The organism is Intestinirhabdus alba, assembly GCF_009711095.1.
Lineage (GTDB): Bacteria > Pseudomonadota > Gammaproteobacteria > Enterobacterales > Enterobacteriaceae > Intestinirhabdus > Intestinirhabdus alba.
Map to the genome: position 1 here is coordinate 1 of NZ_WMJZ01000045.1, position 22,303 is coordinate 22,303.

The 22,303-nt window shown below is 56.9% G+C and carries 30 protein-coding genes; 28 read left to right on the top strand and 2 right to left on the bottom strand.

Going from position 1 to position 22,303, the window contains the following annotated elements:
* Positions 1–30 precede the first annotated feature (30 nt).
* The 27 genes from GJV78_RS20420 (at position 31) to GJV78_RS23785 (ending at position 20,531) form a co-directional block, all read left to right on the top strand.
* A complete protein-coding gene (locus GJV78_RS20420; RefSeq protein ID WP_000175096.1) occupies positions 31–363 on the top strand; it encodes a hypothetical protein in 333 nt (110 codons plus the stop codon).
* Positions 356–667 (top strand): hypothetical protein, encoded by a 312-nt coding sequence (locus GJV78_RS20425; protein WP_155110020.1) that lies wholly within the window; start codon positions 356–358, stop codon positions 665–667. Before GJV78_RS20420 ends, GJV78_RS20425 begins: the two co-directional genes overlap by 8 nt.
* Positions 667–1,212 (top strand): DUF3486 family protein, encoded by a 546-nt coding sequence (locus GJV78_RS20430; protein WP_000124057.1) that lies wholly within the window; start codon positions 667–669, stop codon positions 1,210–1,212. Before GJV78_RS20425 ends, GJV78_RS20430 begins: the two co-directional genes overlap by 1 nt.
* Entirely contained in the window at positions 1,209–2,732 is a 1,524-nt protein-coding gene (locus GJV78_RS20435; RefSeq protein ID WP_023304065.1) for a hypothetical protein, read from the top strand. Before GJV78_RS20430 ends, GJV78_RS20435 begins: the two co-directional genes overlap by 4 nt.
* Complete coding sequence (locus GJV78_RS20440; RefSeq protein ID WP_155110021.1) at positions 2,732–4,228, top strand: DUF935 domain-containing protein; 1,497 nt, start codon at positions 2,732–2,734, stop codon at positions 4,226–4,228. The genes GJV78_RS20435 and GJV78_RS20440 overlap by 1 nt, the downstream gene beginning before the upstream one ends.
* Positions 4,209–5,030 (top strand): phage head morphogenesis protein, encoded by an 822-nt coding sequence (locus GJV78_RS20445; RefSeq protein WP_109923552.1) that lies wholly within the window; start codon positions 4,209–4,211, stop codon positions 5,028–5,030. The genes GJV78_RS20440 and GJV78_RS20445 overlap by 20 nt, the downstream gene beginning before the upstream one ends.
* A 2-nt stretch (positions 5,031–5,032) precedes the next feature.
* A complete protein-coding gene (locus GJV78_RS20450) occupies positions 5,033–5,491 on the top strand; it encodes a phage virion morphogenesis protein (protein ID WP_000135510.1) in 459 nt (152 codons plus the stop codon).
* Between the two features lie 214 nt (positions 5,492–5,705).
* Entirely contained in the window at positions 5,706–6,803 is a 1,098-nt protein-coding gene (locus GJV78_RS20455; protein ID WP_155110022.1) for a peptidase, read from the top strand.
* 13 nt (positions 6,804–6,816) lie between these two features.
* Complete coding sequence (locus GJV78_RS20460) at positions 6,817–7,770, top strand: hypothetical protein (protein WP_001286901.1); 954 nt, start codon at positions 6,817–6,819, stop codon at positions 7,768–7,770.
* 10 nt (positions 7,771–7,780) lie between these two features.
* Positions 7,781–8,137, top strand: a complete 357-nt coding sequence (locus tag GJV78_RS20465) for a DUF2190 family protein (RefSeq protein WP_000537462.1) — start codon at positions 7,781–7,783, stop codon at positions 8,135–8,137.
* Position 8,138: 1 nt separating this feature from the next.
* Positions 8,139–8,585, top strand: coding sequence for a gp436 family protein (locus GJV78_RS20470; RefSeq protein ID WP_000271666.1), 447 nt, complete (start codon positions 8,139–8,141; stop codon positions 8,583–8,585).
* The gene (locus tag GJV78_RS20475; protein ID WP_001101809.1) at positions 8,585–9,049 is read left to right on the top strand and encodes a Gp37 family protein; all 465 of its coding nucleotides are present in this window, start codon (positions 8,585–8,587) and stop codon (positions 9,047–9,049) included. The genes GJV78_RS20470 and GJV78_RS20475 overlap by 1 nt, the downstream gene beginning before the upstream one ends.
* Positions 9,049–9,300: a hypothetical protein gene (locus GJV78_RS20480; RefSeq protein ID WP_155110027.1), complete on the top strand. Its 252-nt coding sequence runs from the start codon at positions 9,049–9,051 to the stop codon at positions 9,298–9,300. The genes GJV78_RS20475 and GJV78_RS20480 overlap by 1 nt, the downstream gene beginning before the upstream one ends.
* Complete coding sequence (locus GJV78_RS20485; protein WP_000729861.1) at positions 9,290–10,717, top strand: phage tail sheath subtilisin-like domain-containing protein; 1,428 nt, start codon at positions 9,290–9,292, stop codon at positions 10,715–10,717. The genes GJV78_RS20480 and GJV78_RS20485 overlap by 11 nt, the downstream gene beginning before the upstream one ends.
* Positions 10,714–11,238: a phage major tail tube protein gene (locus tag GJV78_RS20490; RefSeq protein WP_162837902.1), complete on the top strand. Its 525-nt coding sequence runs from the start codon at positions 10,714–10,716 to the stop codon at positions 11,236–11,238. The genes GJV78_RS20485 and GJV78_RS20490 overlap by 4 nt, the downstream gene beginning before the upstream one ends.
* Before the next feature lie 2 nt (positions 11,239–11,240).
* Positions 11,241–11,522, top strand: a complete 282-nt coding sequence (locus tag GJV78_RS20495) for a hypothetical protein (protein WP_000215406.1) — start codon at positions 11,241–11,243, stop codon at positions 11,520–11,522.
* Between the two features lie 98 nt (positions 11,523–11,620).
* Positions 11,621–11,935, top strand: coding sequence for a phage tail assembly protein (locus tag GJV78_RS20500; RefSeq protein WP_000084225.1), 315 nt, complete (start codon positions 11,621–11,623; stop codon positions 11,933–11,935).
* Entirely contained in the window at positions 11,901–12,038 is a 138-nt protein-coding gene (locus GJV78_RS20505) for a GpE family phage tail protein (protein WP_001148841.1), read from the top strand. Before GJV78_RS20500 ends, GJV78_RS20505 begins: the two co-directional genes overlap by 35 nt.
* Positions 12,039–12,130: 92 nt before the next feature.
* A complete protein-coding gene (locus GJV78_RS20510) occupies positions 12,131–14,596 on the top strand; it encodes a phage tail tape measure protein (RefSeq protein WP_167519682.1) in 2,466 nt (821 codons plus the stop codon).
* Positions 14,596–15,480: a phage tail protein gene (locus tag GJV78_RS20515; RefSeq protein WP_155110023.1), complete on the top strand. Its 885-nt coding sequence runs from the start codon at positions 14,596–14,598 to the stop codon at positions 15,478–15,480. Before GJV78_RS20510 ends, GJV78_RS20515 begins: the two co-directional genes overlap by 1 nt.
* Positions 15,480–15,692 (top strand): tail protein X, encoded by a 213-nt coding sequence (locus GJV78_RS20520; RefSeq protein ID WP_000478225.1) that lies wholly within the window; start codon positions 15,480–15,482, stop codon positions 15,690–15,692. Before GJV78_RS20515 ends, GJV78_RS20520 begins: the two co-directional genes overlap by 1 nt.
* Positions 15,680–16,849, top strand: a complete 1,170-nt coding sequence (locus GJV78_RS20525) for a phage late control D family protein (protein ID WP_000808003.1) — start codon at positions 15,680–15,682, stop codon at positions 16,847–16,849. Before GJV78_RS20520 ends, GJV78_RS20525 begins: the two co-directional genes overlap by 13 nt.
* Positions 16,849–17,361 carry a phage baseplate assembly protein V gene (locus GJV78_RS20530; protein WP_000929399.1) on the top strand — a complete coding sequence of 171 codons (513 nt, stop codon included), beginning with the start codon at positions 16,849–16,851 and terminating at the stop codon, positions 17,359–17,361. Before GJV78_RS20525 ends, GJV78_RS20530 begins: the two co-directional genes overlap by 1 nt.
* Positions 17,362–17,415: 54 nt before the next feature.
* Positions 17,416–17,763 carry a GPW/gp25 family protein gene (locus tag GJV78_RS20535; RefSeq protein ID WP_000859115.1) on the top strand — a complete coding sequence of 116 codons (348 nt, stop codon included), beginning with the start codon at positions 17,416–17,418 and terminating at the stop codon, positions 17,761–17,763.
* Positions 17,754–18,857 carry a baseplate assembly protein gene (locus tag GJV78_RS20540; protein ID WP_001219106.1) on the top strand — a complete coding sequence of 368 codons (1,104 nt, stop codon included), beginning with the start codon at positions 17,754–17,756 and terminating at the stop codon, positions 18,855–18,857. Before GJV78_RS20535 ends, GJV78_RS20540 begins: the two co-directional genes overlap by 10 nt.
* Entirely contained in the window at positions 18,850–19,428 is a 579-nt protein-coding gene (locus GJV78_RS20545) for a phage tail protein I (protein WP_155110024.1), read from the top strand. Before GJV78_RS20540 ends, GJV78_RS20545 begins: the two co-directional genes overlap by 8 nt.
* A 2-nt stretch (positions 19,429–19,430) precedes the next feature.
* On the top strand, positions 19,431–20,531 hold the full coding sequence (locus tag GJV78_RS23785) for a glycine-rich domain-containing protein (protein WP_230979195.1): 1,101 nt from the start codon (positions 19,431–19,433) through the stop codon (positions 20,529–20,531).
* A 140-nt stretch (positions 20,532–20,671) separates the two neighbouring features.
* On the opposite strand, the gene GJV78_RS20555 is transcribed toward GJV78_RS23785, so the two are convergent.
* Both GJV78_RS20555 and GJV78_RS20560 read right to left on the bottom strand, forming a co-directional pair.
* Entirely contained in the window at positions 20,672–21,115 is a 444-nt protein-coding gene (locus tag GJV78_RS20555; protein ID WP_155110025.1) for a tail fiber assembly protein, read from the bottom strand.
* Complete coding sequence (locus tag GJV78_RS20560; protein WP_155110026.1) at positions 21,115–21,654, bottom strand: gp53-like domain-containing protein; 540 nt, start codon at positions 21,652–21,654, stop codon at positions 21,115–21,117. The genes GJV78_RS20555 and GJV78_RS20560 overlap by 1 nt, the downstream gene beginning before the upstream one ends.
* Here GJV78_RS20560 and GJV78_RS20565 point away from each other — a divergent pair.
* Positions 21,644–22,225: a recombinase family protein gene (locus tag GJV78_RS20565; protein ID WP_000268373.1), complete on the top strand. Its 582-nt coding sequence runs from the start codon at positions 21,644–21,646 to the stop codon at positions 22,223–22,225. The two genes, GJV78_RS20560 and GJV78_RS20565, sit on opposite strands and share 11 nt — an antisense overlap.
* Positions 22,226–22,303: the final 78 nt, after the last annotated feature.

The following is a 22,303-nucleotide window of genomic DNA, read 5'->3' on the forward strand; positions in this document are numbered from 1 at the left end:
GCTGCTGGACGAACGGGAAGGATTACAGAAATGACGTTGCAGGTTGAATTCTGGACGGTGGTGGGCTTTCTCATCACCTTCATGAGCTTTGTCGGCGGTATGGCCAAGTGGCTGTTCAGTAAAGCGGAAGAGCGTCAGGCGGCGCGGTTCGCCTCCCTTGAGCAGTCGCTGCAACAGTCCGCCTCCAACTGGGGCGAGCTGGAAAAAGAATTTATGCGGTTTAAGGCGGATTTACCGCTGAACTACGTCCGCCGCGAGGATTACATCCGTGGCCAGACGGTCATCGAGGCCAAGCTGGACGCACTCTACAACAAACTGGAAGTGGTACAGCAGTACCGTCATACAGGAGGTCACCATGGTTGATATCGCCCGCGTGCGCCGGGAATCCCTGCGCTGGAGTCTGCTGGTTGCTCTGAACAAAACCCGCCCGTACACCGCCAGCGAGACGCTGCTGATGGACGTGTCCCGCGCCATCTACCCGGACACCACGCCGCTGGAGCTGCGCCGTGAGCTGGATTATCTGGCCGACCGCAAGATGGTTGATCTGGAGAAAAAGCCCTCCGGCGACTGGTTTGCCGACCTGACCCGACTCGGCGTCGACCTGGTGGAATACACCGTGGAATGCGGCCCCGGTATCGCCCGCCCGGAAAAGTACTGGAGTGAATGATGGCCAGACGCAGCACGATAGAAAAGCTGCCGGAAGACGTGCGTCGCTGGCTTGAGCGGGCGCTGACTGAATCCGGCTTCAGCGGGTATAACGAGCTGGAGTCCCTGCTGCGTGAGCAGGGTTACGTCATCAGTAAATCGGCAATCCATCGCTATGGCCAGAAGATTGAGCGCCGCTATGGCGCTATCCGTGCGGCCACCGAAGCGGCCCGGATGCTGACCGAAGGTGCGGCTGACGATCAGGATGCACGTTCGGAGGCGGTGATCGCCCTGATTCAGACCGAGCTGTTCGAGAGCATCGTCCAGTTGCAGGAAGCGGAAGAAGGCGAAGTCGACCCTAAAGAGCGCGTGGCGCTGCTGTCGAAGGTGGCGAAGAACGTGGCCACGCTGTCCCGCGCTTCCGTCAACCTCAAGAAGTTCCAGTCTGAAGTCCGGGCCAGAGCGCAGCAGGCGGCCAGCAACGCCGAGAAAATTGCCCGTAAGGGTGGACTGTCAACCGATGCGGTACAGGCGCTGCGTCGTGAAATTCTGGGGATTGCCTCATGAGCCAGCTTGCTCCCGTTTTGCCTGATACCTCAGCGCTGGATATCCCCGCCGTTCTGATGCCCTACCAGCAGCGCTGGGTGGCTGACACGTCTCCGCTGAAGGTAATTGAGAAGAGCCGCCGAACCGGTATCACCTGGGCTGAGGCGTCCGATGACGTGCTGACAGCAGCCTCTTCAGCCCCTGCGGGCGGGATGAACGTGTATTACATCGCCTATAACCAGGACATGACCGTCGAATATATCCAGGCGTGTGCGATGTGGGCACGGGCATTCAACTATGCCGCCAGTGAAATCGAAGAGGGTTTCTGGGAAGAGGACGAAGACGACAAGCATATCAAGACCTACACCATCAAATTCCCTGACTCTGGCTTTCGTGTCGTCGCGCTTTCAAGTCGCCCGTCTAACCTGCGTGGCCGTCAGGGCATCATCGTTATCGACGAAGCGGCGTTCCATGAGCAACTGGACGAACTGCTGAAGGCGGCGCTGGCGATGCTTATCTGGGGCGGTAAAGTGCGCGTTATCTCCACCCATGACGGTGACGATAACCCGTTCAATACGCTTATCGGTGATATCCGGGCCGGGCGTCAGGGGGGTAGCGTACATCGCATTACTTTTCAGGAGGCTGTGTCCGAGGGGCTGTTCCACCGCGTCTGCCTGCGTACCGGGAAAGAATGGTCGCAAGCATCCGAGCAGGCGTGGATGGCATCGGTATACAAATTCTACGGTGCCGGTGCATCGGAGGAGCTTGACTGTGTTCCGGCTAACGGTGGCGGAGCCTGGCTGTCCCGCGCCCTGATTGAGTCCCGTATGTCGGCTGGCACGCCGGTGTTGCGCCTGACCTGCCCGGAGGGTTACGAGCTTAAGCCCGACGACGTCCGCTGGAGCGAGACGCAGGAGTGGCTTGATACACATCTGAAACCGTTGCTGGAGGCGCTCCCCGCTGACGCACGTTCTTTCCTGGGGCGCGACTTTGGCCGCAGCGGTGACCTGTCGGTGGACTATCCCCTGCTGCAGGAGAAGAACCTGGTTCGCCGCGTGCCGTTCGTGCTGGAGCTGCGCAACGTGCCGTTCAAACAGCAGGAGCAAATCGCCTGGTACCTGATGGATGGCCTGCCAAACCTGATGGGCGCGGCGCTTGATGCCCGTGGTAACGGCTCTTACCTCGCCGAATACGCCATGCAGCGCTACGGCTCCAGCCGGGTTAAGCAGGTGATGCCAACTGAAAACTGGTATCGCGAGCATATGCCGCCGGTCAAGGCTGCGCTGGAAGATGGCAACCTGGTGGATTTACCGAAGGATGAAGACACGCTGGATGACCTGCGGGCCGTTCAGGTGGTAAACGGCGTTCCCCGCGTGCCGGAACAGCGCTCAAAAGCGAAGTCTGACAGTGGCAAGCGTCACGGGGATTCAGCCATCGCACTGGCGCTGGCGTACTTTGCCAGCCGTGAAATTAACAAAGGGCCGGTGAAGGCAAGCTCACGCCGTCGTCGTCAGGCGGCCCGTATGCTGGAGGATTACTGATGGCCCGTGGACTCTGGGTTTCACCCAGTGAGTTCGTCAAATTTGCCGAACCCAATAAAACGCTGACGGAGCAGATCGCCTCGCGCAGCCGCTCCATCGACTTTTTCGGGCTGGGGATGTACCTGCCTAACCCTGACCCCATTCTGAAATCTCAGGGCCGGGATATCCGCATCTATCGCGAGCTGCGTACCGACCCGCTGGCCGGCGGCTGCATCCGCAGGCGTAAGGCGGCGGTCAAGTCGCTGGAGCGTGGTCTTGAGCGCGGTCATGCCCCGGCGCGGGTATTCAGCTTCATCCGGGATATGCTCGACGATCTGGATTTGTCCCGCATCATCGGCGAGATGACCGACGCCGTTCTCTACGGGTATCAGCCCTGTGAGGTCATGTGGGGACGCTCTGTTAAATCCTGGGGCATCGCAGATATCGTGGGCAAGCCACCGGAGTGGTTCCAGTTCGACAATGACAACCTGCTGCGCTTTCGTGCTAAAGACGCCGGGCTGGAAGGCGAGCCGGTACCGCTGAATAAGTTCGTGGTACCGCGTCAGGACGCGACCTACGATAACCCGTATGGCTTCCCTGACCTGTCGATGTGCTTCTGGCCCGTGACCTTCAAAAAAGGCGGCATGAAGTTCTGGGTGCGCTTTGCTGAGAAATACGGCTCACCGTGGGTTATCGGCAAGCATCCGCGCGGTACCGCTCAGGGTGAGATTGACCTGCTGCTGGATTCCATGGAGGCAATGGTGGAAGACGCGGTGGCCGCTATCCCTGACGATTCCTCTATCGAAATTAAGGAGGCCGCAGGCAAGGCCGACAGCAGCGATATTTATCAGAACCTGATAACGCTTGCCCGCAGTGAAATCTCCATCGCCCTGCTGGGGCAGAACCAGACCACCGAGGCCAACAGTAACCGCGCCTCCGCGCAGGCCGGACTGGAGGTCACCGATGATATCCGTGACGCTGACGCTGATATCGTGGAAAGCGCGGTGAATCAGGCCATCAGGATGGCGGTATCAATGAACTTTGGCGATGTGGCCAGCCCCGTCTGGAAGATGTGGGAACAGGGAACGGTCGACGATACCCAGGCAACCCGCGACGAGAAACTCAGCCGCGCCGGTGTGGTCTTCACCCCGCAATACTTCAAGCGTGAGTACCAGCTGCAGGACGGCGATATTGACGAGACACCACCGTCAGAACGCCAGAAGAACATGCTGCCGCTGTCATTTGCCGAGGCCATTGATGCCGATATTCAGGCACAGCAGGCCCTGGACGACGCGCTGGATATTCTGATGAACGGAGGCGCGTTAAATGGCACGCTGGAACCCGTACTGGCTCCTCTGTTTAAGCGGGTTGAAGATGGCGTCAACCCGTCTGAGCTGCTGGGCGAACTGGCCGAGCTGTACCCTCAGATGAACGCTGAAGACCTGCAGGAACGGCTGGCACGGATTATGTTTGTTGCAACTGTCTGGGGGCGTCTGCATGAGCGTGACAACGGCTGAACTGGCGTACTGCATGACGCTGCCCCCCAAACGGGCTATCAGTTACCTGAAGTCCAAAGGGTATAGCTTCACGTGGGACTGGGAGGAGATGTGGCAGGATGCCCATGCCCGCGCCTTTACCGTCGCCAAAGTGACCCGCCTTGATATCCTGGAAGATATCCGCAGCCGCCTTCAGCAGGCACTGGATGAGGGGAAGACAGACCGCTGGTTCCGTAAGGAGCTGGAGCCAGAATTGCAGCGCAAGGGATGGTGGGGGCCACGTGACACCACCGACCCGGTAACGGGCGAGCCGGTCACCATCCAGCAGGGCAGCCCGTGGCGGCTCGACACCATCTTTCGCACCAATATGTCCGTACTCTACAGCGCCGGTCGCTGGGCTGAGCAGATGGAGAACGTCGACGACAGGCCGTACTGGATGTATACCGGCATCAACGACAGCCATACCCGCAAGAGCCATCTGGCGCTGCATGGTCTGGTGCTGCGCTATGATGACCCGTTCTGGCAGGCGTTCTACCCGCCGAACGGCTGGCGCTGCCGCTGTGGCGTAATTGCCCTGAGCGCGGCGGATGTGCGTGCCCGTGGCCTGAAGGTGTCAGGTTCTGGCTCAGCCATGGGATGGGAGCTGAAGCTGGTTTCAGAGAAAACAGGCGAGATGCAGAACGTCGCCACCTTCAATACCGGCACCACGAAGGTGGCCACCGGCGTCGGCTGGTCTTATGCGCCGGGGGCTGCATACCGTCCCGACCTTGCCCGCTATCAGGGTACGCTTCAACCGCTGGCACAGCAGGAACTGAGAGGATAACGATGGCTTCCGATAACCTGGTCAATGTCACCATTAACGATGAATCCCTGCGCCGGAGCCTTCGTGCGCTGGACCTTGCTGCCACAGACCTGGAACCCGCGATGCGCAAAATCGCCGGAACCCTGCTGGCGGAAACGCAGTTTAACTTTCTCGATGAGGGGCGTCCGGGGTGGACTCCCTCACTGGCAGCGCAGGAGCGCGACGGGCAAACGCTGCAGGATACAGGGCGTCTGATGGGGTCAGTATCAACCGACCATGATGACCGGCAGGCAGCGGTTGGCACTAATGTTGTTTATGGGCCGATTCACCAGTTCGGTGGTAAAACGGGACGTAATGAGTCCGTTGAACTTCCTGCCCGTCCGTTCCTGCCGCTGACGGGGGACGGTGAACTGCAGCCTGAAGTGGTTGTCCCCATTCTCGATACGATTGTCCGCCATCTTGAAGCAGCGGCCCGTCGCTGAGTTTTGTCTCTGCAGGCGGGTGATTTATCATTGCCAGCCGCTGAGGGGCTGTATTACCTTTATAAAGGCTTTACAGCCCCCGCTTCGCACCACTATTCGCACGCAGCGTGACGTTCCCCGTACTGATACCCCCGATTTTTTCTAAAGCAGATTAAAAGCGCTGCTGACGCTTTTTCCACAGACTGTCCCCGACAACGTAACGCGGGACAGCAAAATGCCAGCCATTCACATTTTTAAAGCCGGTACTCATACCGATATGCACGGCACGAAACTGCCGTTCACGCAAAGCGATCTTGCCGCCTGCGTGAAAGCCTATGACCCGTCCGTCCATGAAGCACCACTCGTTATTGGCCACCCCAAAACGGAAGACCCGGCGTGGGGCTGGGTGAAATCCCTGTCGCTTAACGGCGGCGATCTGCTGGCAGAGCCTGACCAGCTCGACCCGCAGTTTGCCGAACTGGTGGGCAACGGACGCTTCAAGAAGGTCTCCGCCTCGTTCTATCTCCCTGACTCACCGAACAACCCGAAGCCCGGCACGCTTTACCTGCGTCATGTCGGTTTTCTGGGGGCGCAGCCACCTTCCATTAAGGGGCTGAAGCAGGTTTCGTTTGGTGAGAAAGAAGAAGGCGTCGTGGAGTTTGCCGACTGGAGTGATATCACCAACGCCTCTTTATGGGGCCGTCTGCGCGATTTTCTGATCGCCCAGTTCGGGCTGGACGAGACCGACAAGGTGCTTCCTTCATGGCAGGTGGACTCCCTGCGTGAAGAGGCTTACCGCGACACCGGGAAGTCTGAACCGGACTTCAGTGAACACAATCCCACCCCTCAAAAAGAGAACAGCACCATGACTGAAGAAGAAATCAAAGCGCTTCAGGCGGAAAACACGCGTCTGAAAGCGGAAGCCACCCAGCGGGCGGAACAGGAAGCGAAGGCTAAGCAGGACAAACTGCACGCGGACAACGTCTCCTTTGCCGAGAAGCTGGTTGGCGATGGCCGACTGGCTCCTAAAGCGAAGTCGGTTGTCGTGGCCATTCTGGACGCGGTCTCTGCAGGCGACAAGCCGGTTGAGTTTGCCGAAGGCGATATCCGCACCCCTCTGGCCACGGCGTTTAAGACGCTGCTGGACAGCACTGAGCCGGTACTGAATTTCAGTGAGCACGCGACCAAAGACCGCGTGAACACGGAGATCAAAACGACGTCAGCAGAGTTCGCTGAAGCCGACCCGGAACGTCTGGCGCTGCATCAGAAAGCGCTGGAACTGTCGAAAAAAGAAGGCATCAGCTACGACGCTGCTGTCTCCTGCTGCCTGTAATTAAGGAGAGAACATGTCTGACTATTTAAAGGGTAAGCGCGTTGTTGACCCGGTGCTGACCAGCATCGCTCGCGGTTATAAAAATGCCGCATTTATCGGCGAACGCATCTTCCCCATTGTCCAGACCGATAAGGAAGGTGTGACCGTCCCGACCTTCGGTAAATCCGCCTTTGTTGAGTACGACACCGAGCGTGCCGTGGGGGCTGACAGTAACGTCCTGGTACGTGAGAAGACCGGCAAACTGGATCTGGTTCTTAACGAGCACGATCTGGCCGCGCCGGTGGACTACCGCGAGCAGGCGGAGTCGATGTTCAACGAAGAGGCCAAGGCCATTCGTCGCGTGACCAGTGGCGTCAACCTGAAGCGCGAACTGTATGCGGCCCGTCTGGCGCAGGACAAAAACGTTTACCCGGCATCGTCCGTTAAAGCACTGGCAGCTGCTGAACGCTGGGTCGGTGGTAAAGGTGATCCAATTGGCATTATTGAAGGTGGCATTGAGGCGGTACGTAACAAAACCGGCCTGCGCCCAAACCTGATGACCATGGGGGCCAGCGTCATGTCGCTGCTGAAGTTCCACCCGGCGATTCAGGCCGCGATTGGAGCCAACGAGCGCAAGCGTATCACCATCGAAATTCTGAAAGACCTTTTCCAACTGGAAGATGTGGCGATCGGCGAGCCGGTCTCCATGGCCTCCATGAAAGACGCGCAGAACAAGGACAAAGTCCCGACCGATATCTGGGGTGACAACCTGATGCTGCATTACGTTGGCAAACCGCAACCAGGCACCGACAGCGCCGACGAAAACGAGCCGTCATTCGGTTACACCCTGCGCCGTAAAGGGATGCCGGTGGCGGATAAATACGACGGTGTCGGCGGCAAAGTGAAGTACTGCCGTTATACCGATATCTACAAAGTCGCCGTGGTCGGTGGCGATGCCGGGTATCTCGTCACCAACATCGTGAAATAAGGAGACGGTCATGGGTACAACTCAACAGGTCATTCTGACCACCACCGTGACGGCCAGCGCGGCGCTGACGCAACAGCGCTTTGTCGGTGCCGATAATGGCCCCTGTCAGGCCGGTGCCGTGGCGCTCGGTGTGGCAGAGGTGGATGCTGCTGCCGGTGATGTAACGCCGGTCAACGTACTGGGTATTGTTGCCGTCGAGGCTGGTGCTGCGATTGCTAAAGGGCAGAACGTCCAGTCGGATGAGAATGCCTGCGCCGTTCCCCAGACAGCCGCATCGGGCGAGACCCCGGCGGGCATTTCTGCCGGGATTGCGCTGGATGAGGCGCTGGCCGAAGGTGACGTTATCCGTATCCTGCGCGGGGTGTGATATGTACTGCACCCTCGCGGATTTGCTTGAACAGGTTCCTGAGCGGACGCTAATCCAGCTCACCAATGAGGAGCTGGACTTCGACTCGCCCGCGACGGTGAAAACTGAGGTGGTGGACAGCTGTATTCGCTATGCCGATGAACTGATTGATGCCCATCTGCGCGGACGCTATACCCTGCCGCTGGCGGAAATACCGACCGTTCTGCGGGACATTGCCATCACGCTGGTGCGTTACCGGCTCTACACCCGCCGCCCGGAAGGGGCTGTCCCGGATACCGTGAAGGATGACCACAAAGAGGCCCGGCGACAGCTGGAGGGGTTGCGTGACAACAAGCTGACGCTGGGGCTGCAGTCCACTCAAAAAGACGTGCCTGAGTCCGGTGAAATCCGGGCGCGGGCACGTCGCCCCACCTTTGGCGGGCGCGATGGCTTACTGGAGAAATACTGATGAACGTTCTGCCCGTCCTCGATGCAGTACTGACCCGGTTACGGGAGAAGCTGCCGCAGCTGCAGGTGGAGTACTTCCCGGAGAAACCGGCTGAGTATCGCCTGAATCATCCGGTTGGGGCGCTGCTGGTGAGCTATGCCGGGTCGCGCTTCGATAAGCCGAATGATATCGGTGCGGTGCTCCAGACTCAGACTATCCAGCTCTGCGTCACGGTAGTTTTCCGCCAGCTCAACGGTAAAAGAGGCGCGATTGACGTTCTGGATGCAGTCCGTCGCATCCTCGGTGGCTACACCCCGCCGAACTGCCGCCGTCGCATCTGGCTGACCCGCGAGGTGTTTATCGGTGAGGTCAAGGGGCTGTGGCAGTACGCCCTCGACTTTGCCACTGAAAGCGTCTTTATCGAAGACAGCGATTTACCGTCCGGCCCGCTGTTAACCGAAGTGAACTATGAGGAAAGCGAGTGATGAAAGAATACCGCTATTCCGGCCCGGCCAGCGGCGTCACGCTGTCGGACGGAACCGAAATCCTGCTCTGGCCGGGGAAGAATGTTTCCCTGCCGGAGGAGCATGACTATGTGAAGGTACTGGTGGCGCTGAAGCATCTGACACCGGTATCTGAAGAGACTAAACCCGCCAACACACCGGTTGTGCAGTCACCAAAGCGCAGGAACGCCGGCGACAACGATGTGAAAACGGAGGACTCCCATGGCAGCTAACTATCTGCATGGCGTCGAAACCATTGAGGTGGAAAACGGTGCCCGCCCGGTAAAAACGGTGAAGTCTGCCGTCATTGGCCTGATTGGTACCGCCCCGATGGGGGACGTCAATACGCTGGTGCAGTGCCTGTCTGAGAAAGATGCAGCGGCGTTTGGCAGCCAGCTCACCGGTTTTACCATTCCGCAGGCGCTGGATGCGATCTACGACCATGGGGCAGGCACCGTTCTGGTCATTAACGTGCTTGATCCGGCTGTGCATAAAACCGCTGTGGCCGATGAAGATGTAACGTTCGACAAGGCGACGGGCAAGGCACAGCTGGCTAATCCGGTGGTCGCGCAGCTGGTACTGAAACCGGACAGCGATGGCCAGCCTTATGTGGAAGGTCAGGACTACTCGCTTGATGCACAGACCGGAGTGATTACCAACCTTGGTAAGAGCATTGCCGCAGATGCAACGGTGAAGGCCAGCTATAACTATGCTGATCCAACTAAAGTCACCCCGGCTGATATCATCGGTGCCGTTAACGCTGCGGGCAACCGTACCGGCATGAAGCTGCTTAACGACAGCTTCAACCTGTTTGGCTACTTCGCAAAAATACTGATTGCCCCGGTCTTCTGCACCCAGAACAGCGTCTCGGTTGAGCTTATCGCCATGGCTGAGAAGCTGGGCGCGGTGACCTACATCGACGCGCCGATTGGTACCACTTTTGCGCAGGCTCTGGCGGGGCGTGGCCCGGAAGGCACCATTAACTTCAACACCAGCTCCGACCGCGTCCGTCTGTGCTACCCGCACGTCAAGGTGTACGACGCGGCCACCAACAGCGAACGGCTGGAGCCGCTGAGCCAGCGTGCTGCAGGTCTGCGTGCCAAAGTCGACCTGGACAAGGGCTACTGGTGGTCGTCCTCCAACCAGGAAATTCTGGGTATCACCGGCGTGGAGCGCCAGCTGTCGGCAATGATTGACGACCCGCAGAGCGAGGTGAACCTGCTCAACGAACAGGGCATCACCACGGTCTTCAGCAGCTACGGCAGCGGCCTGCGTCTGTGGGGCAACCGTATGGCGGCATGGCCAACGGTCACCCATATGCGCAACTTTGAGAACGTTCGCCGTACCGGTGATGTGATCAACGAGTCCCTGCGTTACTTCAGCCAGCAGTACATCGACATGCCGATTACCCAGGCGCTGATTGATGCGCTGACGGAGTCGGTCAACGCCTACGGTCGCAAGCTGATTGGCGACGGTGCGCTGCTGGGCTTCAGCTGCTGGTTTGATCCGGCCCGCAACGAAGAGACGGAGCTTGCCGCCGGTCACCTGTTGCTGAGCTACAAATACACGCCACCACCACCGCTGGAGCGACTGACGTTTGAGACCGAGATCACCTCGGAATATCTGTTAACCCTGAAGGGGAATAGCTGATGGCAAAGATTGAGATCAACCGCATCACGAATGCCAACATCTACCTGGATGGCGCTAACCTGCTGGGCCGGGCCGAGGAGGTCAAACTCCCGGACGTCTCCATGACCATGCAGGAGCATAAGGCGCTGGGGATGGTGGGCAAAGTGGAACTCCCGGCAGGCTTCGACAAGCTGGAGGGTGAGATCAAGTGGAACAGCTTTTACCGCGACGCGATGCTGTCTGCTGCGAACCCGTATAAGTCGCTGGCGCTGCAGTGCCGTTCCAGCGTCCAGCGCTACAGTTCGCAGGGGCTGATTGACGAAATCCCGCTGGTCACATTCCTGACGATCATGTTCAAGAAGAACCCGCTGGGGACGTTCAAACAGCACGAGAACGCCGAGTTCTCTAGCAGCTTCACCTGCACGTACATCAAGCAGGTACTGGATGGTGAAGAGCTGCTGGAGCTGGACTATCTGGCCAACATCTTCCGAGTCGGCGGCGTTGACCAGTTGACTGACTACCGCATCAATATCGGGGGCTGACGGTGACCGTCGAGATTGAAGATAAAGGCGGGAACTGTGGTTCGATTGGCATGGGAAATGGTACGTGGTTTACCATCCTTGATATTCCGGGGGTGGAAAACCTTTTTAATACCCAGAAAACCAATGACCCGATTGACTGCACCCGCTCTAAAGCACGGAAGCTCGCTGACCTGATTGAGGCATGGGAGCCACCTGACCACTGGTTCACCGGCATCGGCAAATCTGAAGGAAAGGCGCTTCTTATCGCCTTCCTGCGTAACTGCAAAGGCTTTCGCACTCACTGATATCACAGGGGCTTCGGCCCCTTTCTTCTTAATCCCCTTTAATATCCGTCACGTCCACCTCCAGACATACTGCTCTGAACTTACACAGGAGCACGATCATGTCACAGACCCAATCCGATACTTTTAAGCTGTCTTACCCCTTCACCACCGCAGCAGGCACCAGAGTTGAGCAGGTTGAACTGAAACGCCTGACGGTCAAAGACCTGAAGCAGGTGCGCAAAATCAGTAAAGACCCGGCTGACTGGGACGAACCGCTCATTGCCCGTAGCACCGGTATTCTCCCCGAAGACCTCGATAACATGGATCTTGCCGATTACATGGAGCTGCAGAAACGATTTCAGCAAGTCACTGGGCTGGGCAAGAGCGACGAAAACGCTGATGCAGGCGCAGGGGCTGCTGGCGAGGTGGTTTAGATTTCAGCCGGGGGAGATTGATGCCCTCGATACTGACGATCTGGAGATGTGGCTGGAGCAGGCTGAAGAGCAAATCAAAAGCGAGTTCGGCGACAATCAGTAACGACTCATCACTTAACAGCCGCCCCTCGCGGCTGTTCTGCATGGCTCTCAGACATTTTCCTTCCGTTTTTCCGCTTTCAGAGGATAACAACCGTGGCCAGTGAATTTTCAGTCGGCGTCATTATTGGCGGCATTGTCGGAAGCAGCTTCCGCTCAGCCGTCAGTGGCACCCGACGCGCCCTAGATTCCCTGGGCGATACATCGCGCCGCCTGCAGGAACGCCAGAATGCCTTAACTCGTGCAACTGAACGTTATGGCCAGTTAGGCTCTTCCCGGATGCAGCGCCTCAACAGCGAACTGCTGCGGGTAAGCCGCACAATGGAGCAAATTGAACGCCAGCAGCGCCGTCTGTCAGCAGTATCAGCCACCAGTGACGCGCTGAAAGCTAACCGCATGGCGCTCTATGGACAGGGAGCAGAGACTTATGGTATCGCCCGAACGCTGGGCGCACCGGTCATGGCCTCTGTCAAACAATATTCATCGTTTGAATCCCAGCTACGCGATATCAGTGTCACCGGTGATCTGGATTCAAGGCAGGAACAGGCCATCGGTACTGCCATTCGTCGGGCATCCCTGCAGGTCAATCAGCTCCAGGAATCTCTGTTGAGCGGCGTTGGTCAACTGGTTGCCGATGGCATGAATCCGCAGCAGGCAGCGACCTTTGCCGGGATGCTCGGTAAAGCGGCCACGGCCACCAAAGCAGATATGACTGACCTCGCAAAAATGACCTATGCCTTTAGCGATGCGCTGAAAATTACCGATGCCAAAGAGCTGGAGCAGGCGTTTGGGATTGCGGCAACCGGGGCCAAGCTAGGCTCGTTTGAGCTGAAGGATATGGCGAAAGCGTTACCCGGTATGGCCAAAGCCTTCGCTGCACGTGGTATTTACGGCAAAGACGCCATAACCCAGATCGTAGCCAGTCTGGAAGTGGGTAAAGGCAGCGGCTCAGCGGAAGAGGCCGTCACCAATATGTCAAACTGGCTGGCGGCAATGGGACGCGGAGATACCACGCAGAAATACGCTAAGGCTGGCGTGGATTACCAGGGATCAATGCAAAATTATGTAGCCCAGGGGTTCTCTCAATATGAAGCCTCCCTGATGATTGCCAACCGGTTTATCGACGGTAAAGGCAAGGCATTTGTGCAGCAATGGAAGGCGGCAGGCTCAAGAGGCGATCAGGAAGGCCAGCAGAGGCTGATGGAGTCCTTCGGACTGGCGGAAGTCTTTACCGATATCCAGACCGTGAACCATCTACTGTCTATGCGTCAGGGCTGGGATAAGTACCAATCTAACAAGCAGGAAATGAACACTCCCTCTGCAATGTCTACGCTGGACAAGGATGCAGCGAAACAAAATGATACGCTCGAAGGACGTTGGCGCAGAACGCAGATTGGGTTTAACGACTCGGCCATTAGCATCGGAGAATCATTACGTCCGGCGTTGATCCAGCTGGGGGAAACATTCATCCCCTTAATGAACAGCGTTGGAAAATGGATTGCGGCTAATCCGCAACTCGTGAGCGGCACAATTCAAGTGATTGGCGCATTACTTGCGTTCAAGATGGCAACCATCGGCCTCAAGCTCGGGCTGAATCTCCTTATTTCACCTTTCGTCAACGTCTGGAAAAATGCCGTGCTCCTGCGGGCCAACTGGCTTCGCCTGACACTCGCGCTGGGTGAAGGCGGCAAACTTCGCTGGCTGGTGACCGGCTTCAGCGCCGTCGCCAGAGGAGCCAGAACACTGGGTGGTGTGCTGTCAGGTGGGCTGGTTCGCGGCATTATGATCGCCGGGCGTGCCGTTCTCTGGATTGGGCGGGCATTGCTGATGAATCCCATTGGTCTTGCTATCACCGCCGTCGCGGCGGCGGCTTATCTTATTTATCGTAACTGGGGGGCTGTCAGCAGTTGGTTCAAACAGCGCTGGGCTGACATTAAAGAGGCTTTTAACGGCGGTATCGTGGGGATTGGTAAACTGCTGATTAACTGGTCGCCGGTTGGTCTGCTCTATAAAGCCTTTGCGGCTGCGCTGAAATATCTCGGCGTTGATCTGCCCGCGAAGTTCACTGACTTCGGTGGCCATCTTATCGACGGGCTGATAAACGGCATCAAAAACAAATGGGAGTCGCTCAAAACCACCGCCACAGATATGGGTGACAGTGTCGGCGGCTGGTTCAAGGAAAAGCTGGGTATCCATTCGCCGAGCCGCGTGTTTATGGGCTTTGGTGACAACATCGCGCAGGGTGCCGCTATCGGCCTGCAGCGTACCACACCACTGGCAGCGCTCGCCGGACAACGCCTGGCAACAGAGATGACTCCCGATGTTCCCCGTATCCCGTCGCCGGAAATCATGGCTGCGGGATATTCAGGTCGTGGCGCAGTTGCAACTGGCGGCGGAACATCTGGCGGTATCCAGGTCAGCTTTAATCCTCAGTTTTTCCTCAATGGCAAAGAAACCGCAGCGCCTGCCGGACTGACCGGCGCACTGAATATGAGCCTGCATGAACTGGAGAAAATGCTGGAGCGTCTGCTGGCTCAGAAACAACGTCGGGGGTACGAATAATGTTTGCGGTACTGGGTGATATTGAGTTTGAACTGATTACCTACTGGGACGGCTTTGAGGCCACTTTCGGTGTCGATTATGCGGAACATGCCCGCATAGAGGGTAAGCCCGGCCTGCAGTTCGTCGGCGACAAGCTGGACGAAATCCAGATAAGCCTGGTCTTCCATCAGCATTATTGTGTGCCCGACGTGGAGCTGGCGAGACTGAGAACGGCCATGAAAGCCCATCAGGCGCTGGCACTGGTTTTCGGCAACGGTGACTATCGCGGCTGGTTTGTGATTACCGACGTGACCGCGACCAGCGAGCAGACCGACAGCACAGGCAACGTGCTGGCCGTCAATGCCACCGCATCTCTCCGGGAGTACATCGGCGACCCGAAGAACCCGCTACAGCCTCCTGCGATACGCACGCAGGTTCCCGGCGTCGGGGCGGTCTCCGGTGCCGTACCTTCTCCCTCCGGGGTGGCGCAGTACGTTCGCGACGGCGTCAACTATGCCAAACAGGCGCAGTCTGTTCTCCAGACCACCATCAGCGCCGTTCGGGTGGCGCAGAAAATGAAGGATAACCCCGCCGTCGCGCTGACCCGCGTGCCGGGGCTGATGAGCGGACTGGGCAACGTGTCCGGGGCGTTAGGCCAGAGCGTTCCGGCATTCAATGCGCTCTCTGAATCCATGCCTGATGCCATCAGTCTGGCCAGAGCCACCAGCGATGCGGCCACGTATGTACAACAGGCACAGTCTTCGCTGAGCGGCGTGGACGGCAGCAATATCGAGGCAGCGCTGGATGCCGTTTCCGGGCAGCTTAACTCCGCCAGCACCACCTTCACTCGTATGTCGCCGGGGTTAAGCACCATGGCAGCTAAAATTCTGGCGAGGAGTGTGTGATGTTTCTTGAACATGTTACCCGTGACGGAGAGCGCTGGGACTCTCTGGCATGGCAGTACTACGGCGACCCACTGGGCTATCCCCGGATAATTGCCGCCAATCCGCACGTGGCCATTACGCCGGTGCTGCCCTCCGGGCTGTTGTTACTGATCCCGGTTATCGAGGCTGAAGAAGCCACCACAGAAGAGGATATTGCCCCATGGCTGAGATAAACAGCACTGCACAGGTCGCATCAGCGTTAACCGGCGTCAGCGATGTTCTGAGTCCGGTGTTCACGCTGTGGTATCTGCAGAAGAACATCACCACCGATATCGCCCCCTATGTCACCCGCGTAACCTACAGCGATAACATCAAAAGCGAGTCCGATACCATTGAGGTGGAGCTGGACGACACCGATGGCCGCTGGCTGGATAAGTGGTATCCGGGCAAGGGTGACACGCTGACGCTGAAAATGGGTTATCAGGGCGAGAAGCTGCTGTCCTGTGGTACGTTCTCGATAGACGAGATCGAGGTGAGTTCGCCCGCGTCCGTTGTCGCTATCCGGGGCGTGGCCACGTCGGTCAACAACGCCCTGCGGACAAAATCCAGTCGTGGTTTCGAGAGCACCACGCTGGCGGCTATAGCCGGACGGATTGCCAAAAAGCATCAGCTGAAGCTGGTTGGCAGTATTGAGTCCATCAAAATTGACCGGGTGACCCAGTATGCTGAAACGGACGTGGGCTTCCTGCGTCGACTGGCCAGCGAGTATGGTTATGCCGTGAAAGTGGTCAGCGACCAGCTGATTTTCTCTCATCTGGCCACGCTGCGCGATCAGGAGCCGGTAAAACAGTTGAAGCCACAGGATGTGGCCAGCTTTTCCCTGCGTGACACCATCAACCGCGTCTACAAATCCGCAAAGGTAAAACACCAGAAGAGCAGCGATAAAAAGCTGATCGTCTACGAAGCTGATGGCGGTACCAGCGAAAGCGACAAACAAACCAAAGGCGGTAAGGTCACCAGTGCCGACTCACTGAAGGTCAACAGCCGCGTCAGTGATCCGGACAGCGCCCGGATTAAAGCAGATTCGGCGCTGGCCAGGCATAACGAATACCAGCAGAACGGCTCGCTGTCGCTGATGGGGACGCCTCAGTTGACTGCAGGCAACAAAATTGAACTGGTGGGTTTTGGTCAGTTATCCGGGCCATGGCTGATAACTACTGCCCGCCATGCGTTTGACCGTAACAGCGGCTACATCACCGAACTGGAAGTGGCACGAGGGCCGGTTACGCAGGGCAAAGCGAAGAAAGGTAAAAAGACCGGAAAAACCCAGACGCTGACCGTCTATAAACCGGACGGCAGCACGTCCACGGTAATAAAGGAGAAAAAATAATGGCAGGCGTCACCCGTCAGGTCGGTACGGTCAGCGCCGTCGATGCCGACAAGGTTCAGGCCCGCGTTCGTCTGCCTGAGTGCGATAACCTGCGCACTAACTGGCTTAACGTACTGCAGCGCAACACCCAGGATAACAAGGATTACTGGCTACCTGACGTGGGGGAGCAGGTTGAGGTGCTGCTCGATGCCAACGGCGAGGATGGTGTCATTCTGGGCGCGGTGTATTCAGACGTCGATAAGCCACCGTTCAGCGACAAAAACGTCCGGGGCACGAAATACGCGGATGGCGCAGAGTTCAGCTATAACCGCGCGACCCATACGCTGACGGTCAAAGGTGGTATCGAGCGCGTAGTAATCGAGGTTGCGGTAGGTATCAGCCTGAAGGGGAAAACCATTGATTTGACCGCTGACACCACCACGGTGAACGGCAACCTTGAAATCAACGGCAATGCCCACTCCACAGGCAGCATGCTCTCTGACGGCCAGAACTCCAATCATCACTCCCACTGACCTTCTTAAACGCCTTTAATATCGGCGTTCCCGCACAGGGGCAATACTGCCCCCATGAAAACAACTTCCGTATTCTGGCAACCGGCCCTGCAGGCCCCTGGCGAAATCGTCCGGGGGCTGGATGATATCTGGCAGGCCATTCAAATCATCCTGCGAACTCCTCGCGGCAGCGACCCGCATCGCCCGGAGTTCGGCAGCAACCTGCATCTTTATATCGACTGGCCCATCGACCGGGCTATCCCACATGTGGTGCGCGAGTCCGTTGATGCCATCCGGCGCTGGGAGCCTCGCTGCCAGCTTATGTCGGTTAAACCCGCCGTCGACGGTGAACATCTTACGCTCCGGGTGAGCTGGAAAGGCTCTGACGGACAGCCCCGGACTCAGGAGCTTTTATGGCGCTGACAGAACCCGATTTTATTGAACGCGATGCCGACAAAATCACGGCTGAAATGATTGCTCAGTACGAAGCCGCAACCGGCAAGACGCTGTACCCCGCCCAGGCTGAGCGCCTGTTGATTGACCTGTGGGCATACCGCGAAATGCTGGTCAGGGTAGCGGCGCAGGAAGCGGCCAAACAGAATCTGGTCGCCTTTGCCCGTGAGCCGATGATTGATTACCTCGGTGAACTGGTCGGTGTTTACCGCCTTGCCGCGCAGCCTGCCACCACCACTCTCCAGTTCTCCGTGGATGAGGCACTGGCCATTGATGTGCTGATTCCGGCAGGCACCCGCGTCAGCGCTTCCGACAGCATTATTTTTGCCACCGATACGGACGTGGTGCTGAAAGCCGGATTGCTTCTGGTCAATGCCACGGCCACCTGTACCGAACCGGGAGCCGCTGGCAATGGCTGGCAACCTGCGCAGGTCAGTCAGTTGCTCGATGAGATTGATAACGTCGACCTGCAGGTGACCAATCTGATGGCAAGTTCTGGCGGTTCAGAGCAGGAAGACAATGACAGGCTCCGCGAGCGTATCAAACTGGCCCCGGAGTCATTCACCAACGCCGGAAGCCGTATGGCATACCGCTTTCATGCCATGCAGGCCCATCCCAACATCGTCGACGTCGCTGTGCTCTCCCCGGTTCCCGGCACCGTAGAACTGTATCCGCTGCTCAGTACCGGCCTGCCGGACGACAGCATCCTCACTCTGGTAGAGAGCTTCTGCTCAGACGAAAAAGTCAGGCCGCTCACTGATACCGTGCGGGCTAAAACGCCCGTGCAGGTGGATTACACCATAGATGCCCAGATCACCATCTACCGCAATCAGGATGCCAACTCGGTAAAAGACGAGGCAAACAACGCCATCCAGAACTGGGTCGCAGCCCGAAGAACCAAGCTGGGCGTGGATATCGTCCCCGGACAAATTAACGCGGTGTTGACTGTCAGCGGCGTTTACCAGGTTGAACTACCCGGCCTTGAACTTGTTGTTCTTGCAGAGAATGAGTGGGCTAATTGTACCGCCATCAACGTAACTATCACGGGAGTTGTCGATGGCTGAGACGCTAAAACTCCCGCCAGCACTTGAGGGTGATATCAGCTTCAGGGCACTGGGCAATTTGGCCGGAAGACTGGACAGCATCGACCTGAGCGTGTTGATGGTCTACCTCGTCGATATTGTCGACAGCTCTGCACTGCCATGGCTGGGCGAGCAGTTCTCGCTGTTCGGTGACGGCTGGGAACTGGCGGAGTCAGACGATGTACGTCGCACGCTCATCAAATCCGCCATCAAGTTGCACCGCTACAAAGGGACGCCGTGGTCAATCCGGGAAATTATCCGCCGTTTTGGCTTCGGTGAGGTGGATCTGATTGAAGGCACTGGCCAGATCGGATACGACGGCAAACACAGTTATAACGGGCTTTTTGTCCACGGCGATGCGGAAGCCTGGGCGGTCTATCGCGTCATCCTTAAACAGCCCATCACTAACGATCAGGCAGCACTGTTACGTCAGACGCTCGCTGCCTTTGCTCCGGCCCGCTGCCATCTGGCGAGTCTGGAGTATCAGTCTGTCGCCATTCGCTACAACAACACCGTCAACTATGACGGCAGCTATAACCACGGGAGCAGTTAATTATGGCAAACCTACCTGAAACCCCGCAGTGGGAAGACGGCATCTACCAGATTGAGGTCTCCGACCCCGTACTGGGCGGGCCTGACGGAATTTCTAACCGTCAGGCTAAACAGCTGGCCAGCCGTACTTCATACCTGAAACAACAGGTTGAAAAAGGCGGTTCAGATCTCGCGAAACACATCGCAGCGGCCGACCCGCATACCCAGTACGCGACGAAGGCCAGCCCAACATTCACGGGTACGCCAACGGCCCCCACGCCTGCAGCTAATGACAATAGCAAAAAGCTGGTGACGACAGAATTTGTGGCGAGGGCGATTGCTGCGCTTGCAGGTACAGCCCCAGAAACACTGGATACGCTGAAAGAGCTGGCTGATGCCCTTGGCAACGATCCAAACTTTGCGACCACAGTGCTGAACAAGCTGGCGGAGAAACTGGCCAAAGACCAGAACGGTGCGGATATTCCCGATAAGGCAGCCTTTCTTCAAAACCTTCATTTGGGAGCATCAGCTTTTGGTTTGAAAAATCGAGTTGTATTTTCTGCTGCCGGGGTAAATGACTGGGTGGTGCCTGATGAAATAAAAAATGGACGCAAAGCAAAAGTTAAGGTCATCGGTGCAGGCGGCAGCGGTGGCCGGAATCAGGGCGGTGGCGGTGGCGGTGGCGGCGGTGTTTCAGAAGCTTTGCTGGACCTTACTGGTGTTGAGTCAGTTCAAATTACGGTCGGTGCAGGGGGGATTGCACCTCAATCATCGTCGTCGACAGCCTCAGGCAATGCAGGAGGATCATCGTCTTTTGGTTCTTATCTTTCCGCTACAGGTGGTCGCGGCGGCGGCATCCCATCCGCCGGAATAGCGGGTGAGGGTTCAGGTGGAGATGTTAACAGCTCTCTCGGCCCCGGAGCCTCTGGATCGCTGTGGGTTGGCACTACGTATTGCACAGGGTCTGGTGGCGGGCCAGGAGGGGCAGGCAATCTCCATACCTCCATGATGGACGGTACAGCAGCAAAGGGACCTGGTGGGGGCGGAAGTGGTGCGAGTAACGTTGGTGGGGTGGCATCTAAAGCCGGTGATGGCGCTGACGGTATTGTTATTATTGAATGGTGATTATATGTGGGCACGTATTGAAAATAACGAAGTGATAGAATTAACTGACATTGACCCAGAAGGGCGGTTCCATCCTTCATTAATATGGGTTGAATGCCCCGCCTATATTCGGCAGGGCTATTTATATAATGGTATCGAGTTTACTGAACCAGAGTCACCGGCTGAGACGGCCAGCTAATATCCGGCGCGCTGGAGGTGTCTATTGCTTCCAGCGCATCGAGATAATTTAGCCAGAGATTATATTGTGCCAGCTCGTCATCCTTCAGGCGTCCAATGGCCGCTTTACCGGGCCATTGCCTGCTGTTCATATAATTATTTGCAGCATTTATCAGGCTCTGCTTTTCGGAGTCAGCTGCCGCTATTAACTCCTCATCTGTCGGCGGGGGAATATCAATCCATACCGGCTGTCCATCTTCACTACCCAGCCGTTTTCCATCTGGAGGTGTGCTGGTATATGCATGATGTAAATTATCATCTATGTCGATCGCATCATCTGGCCACGCACCATTAGGCATGTACTGAATCTCTTTCAGTACATTCGCATAAAACGTATTTTTTGATGCTGAAAATGAATAATGTCCCATTAGAACCCCGCTGCAATGTAGTAACCTGCCGTATCAGACATTTTGTTTTCGTAACTGATACAGCGAACTTTGTTCAGCTTGGTTTGGCTTGAACCTTCGCAAACATATACATTGCATGCACTGGAGGTCACACCAAATGTGTACGCCGGAGCCGTAGTAAATGGCGTTGGAAACAGAACGTCCGTCCCTGCCCCTGCCTGTGCACTTTCAATACGCCCCCACTGAAAAAGAAAGCCTCCCTGTAGCCGAATCCACCCGCCACTTGCTGTCGTACCGAAAGTAAATCCTAAGTACGCCAGAATATCAGTGAGCGTGTTTTTTCCGATGATATCCCTACCGACGCGACTGATAGACGTCAACGCTGCGGTAGACGCGCTATCGAAATATGGGAGCTTGTTAGCTGCTGGAAGTAATACGTTCAACGCTCCCAATGCGCTGTCTGCGCCTAAACCAAGGTTTTTGGAAAAGCAGTTACACATAGCGAAATCTGCAAAAATCCTCCTACCGCGACATAGAGGAGGAAAATTGATGGCCGTCATTGGTTATATCCGCGTATCAACAATCGACCAGAACAGCGATTTACAGCGTAATGCGCTCACAAGCGCAAACTGTGACCGCATTTTTGAAGACCGTATGAGCGGAAAAGTTGCCAGCCGCCCCGGTCTGAAACGCGCTTTAAAGTGCGTTAATAGCGGAGACACCCTGGTCGTGTGGAAACTGGACAGGCTGGGGCGCAGCGTTAAGAACCTGATCGCACTGATATCAGAATTACATGAACGCGGTGCCCACTTCCGCTCTTTAACAGACAGTATTGATACCAGCACTGCCATGGGGCGCTTCTTTTTCCATGTGATGTCAGCACTGGCGGAGATGGAACGTGAGCTGATCGTCGAACGAACACTGGCCGGGTTGGCAGCAGCCAGAGCACAGGGACGCATAGGTGGAAGGCCCAATGCATTAAAACCGCATGAGCGGGAACAGATTGGGAGACTATTGGCCAGGGGACATACTCGCCAGCAACTGGCCATAATCTACGGAGTGGGATTATCGACGCTCTATCGGTATTTTCCGGTAGATAGTCAGAGGAAGGATGAAGCGGTAGGATTGTAATTCTTTTGCAAATATTGAAACGCCGCAGCGATGCCATTTATCTCACGGAAATGGGCGCATTTATCGCGCGGCGCATCA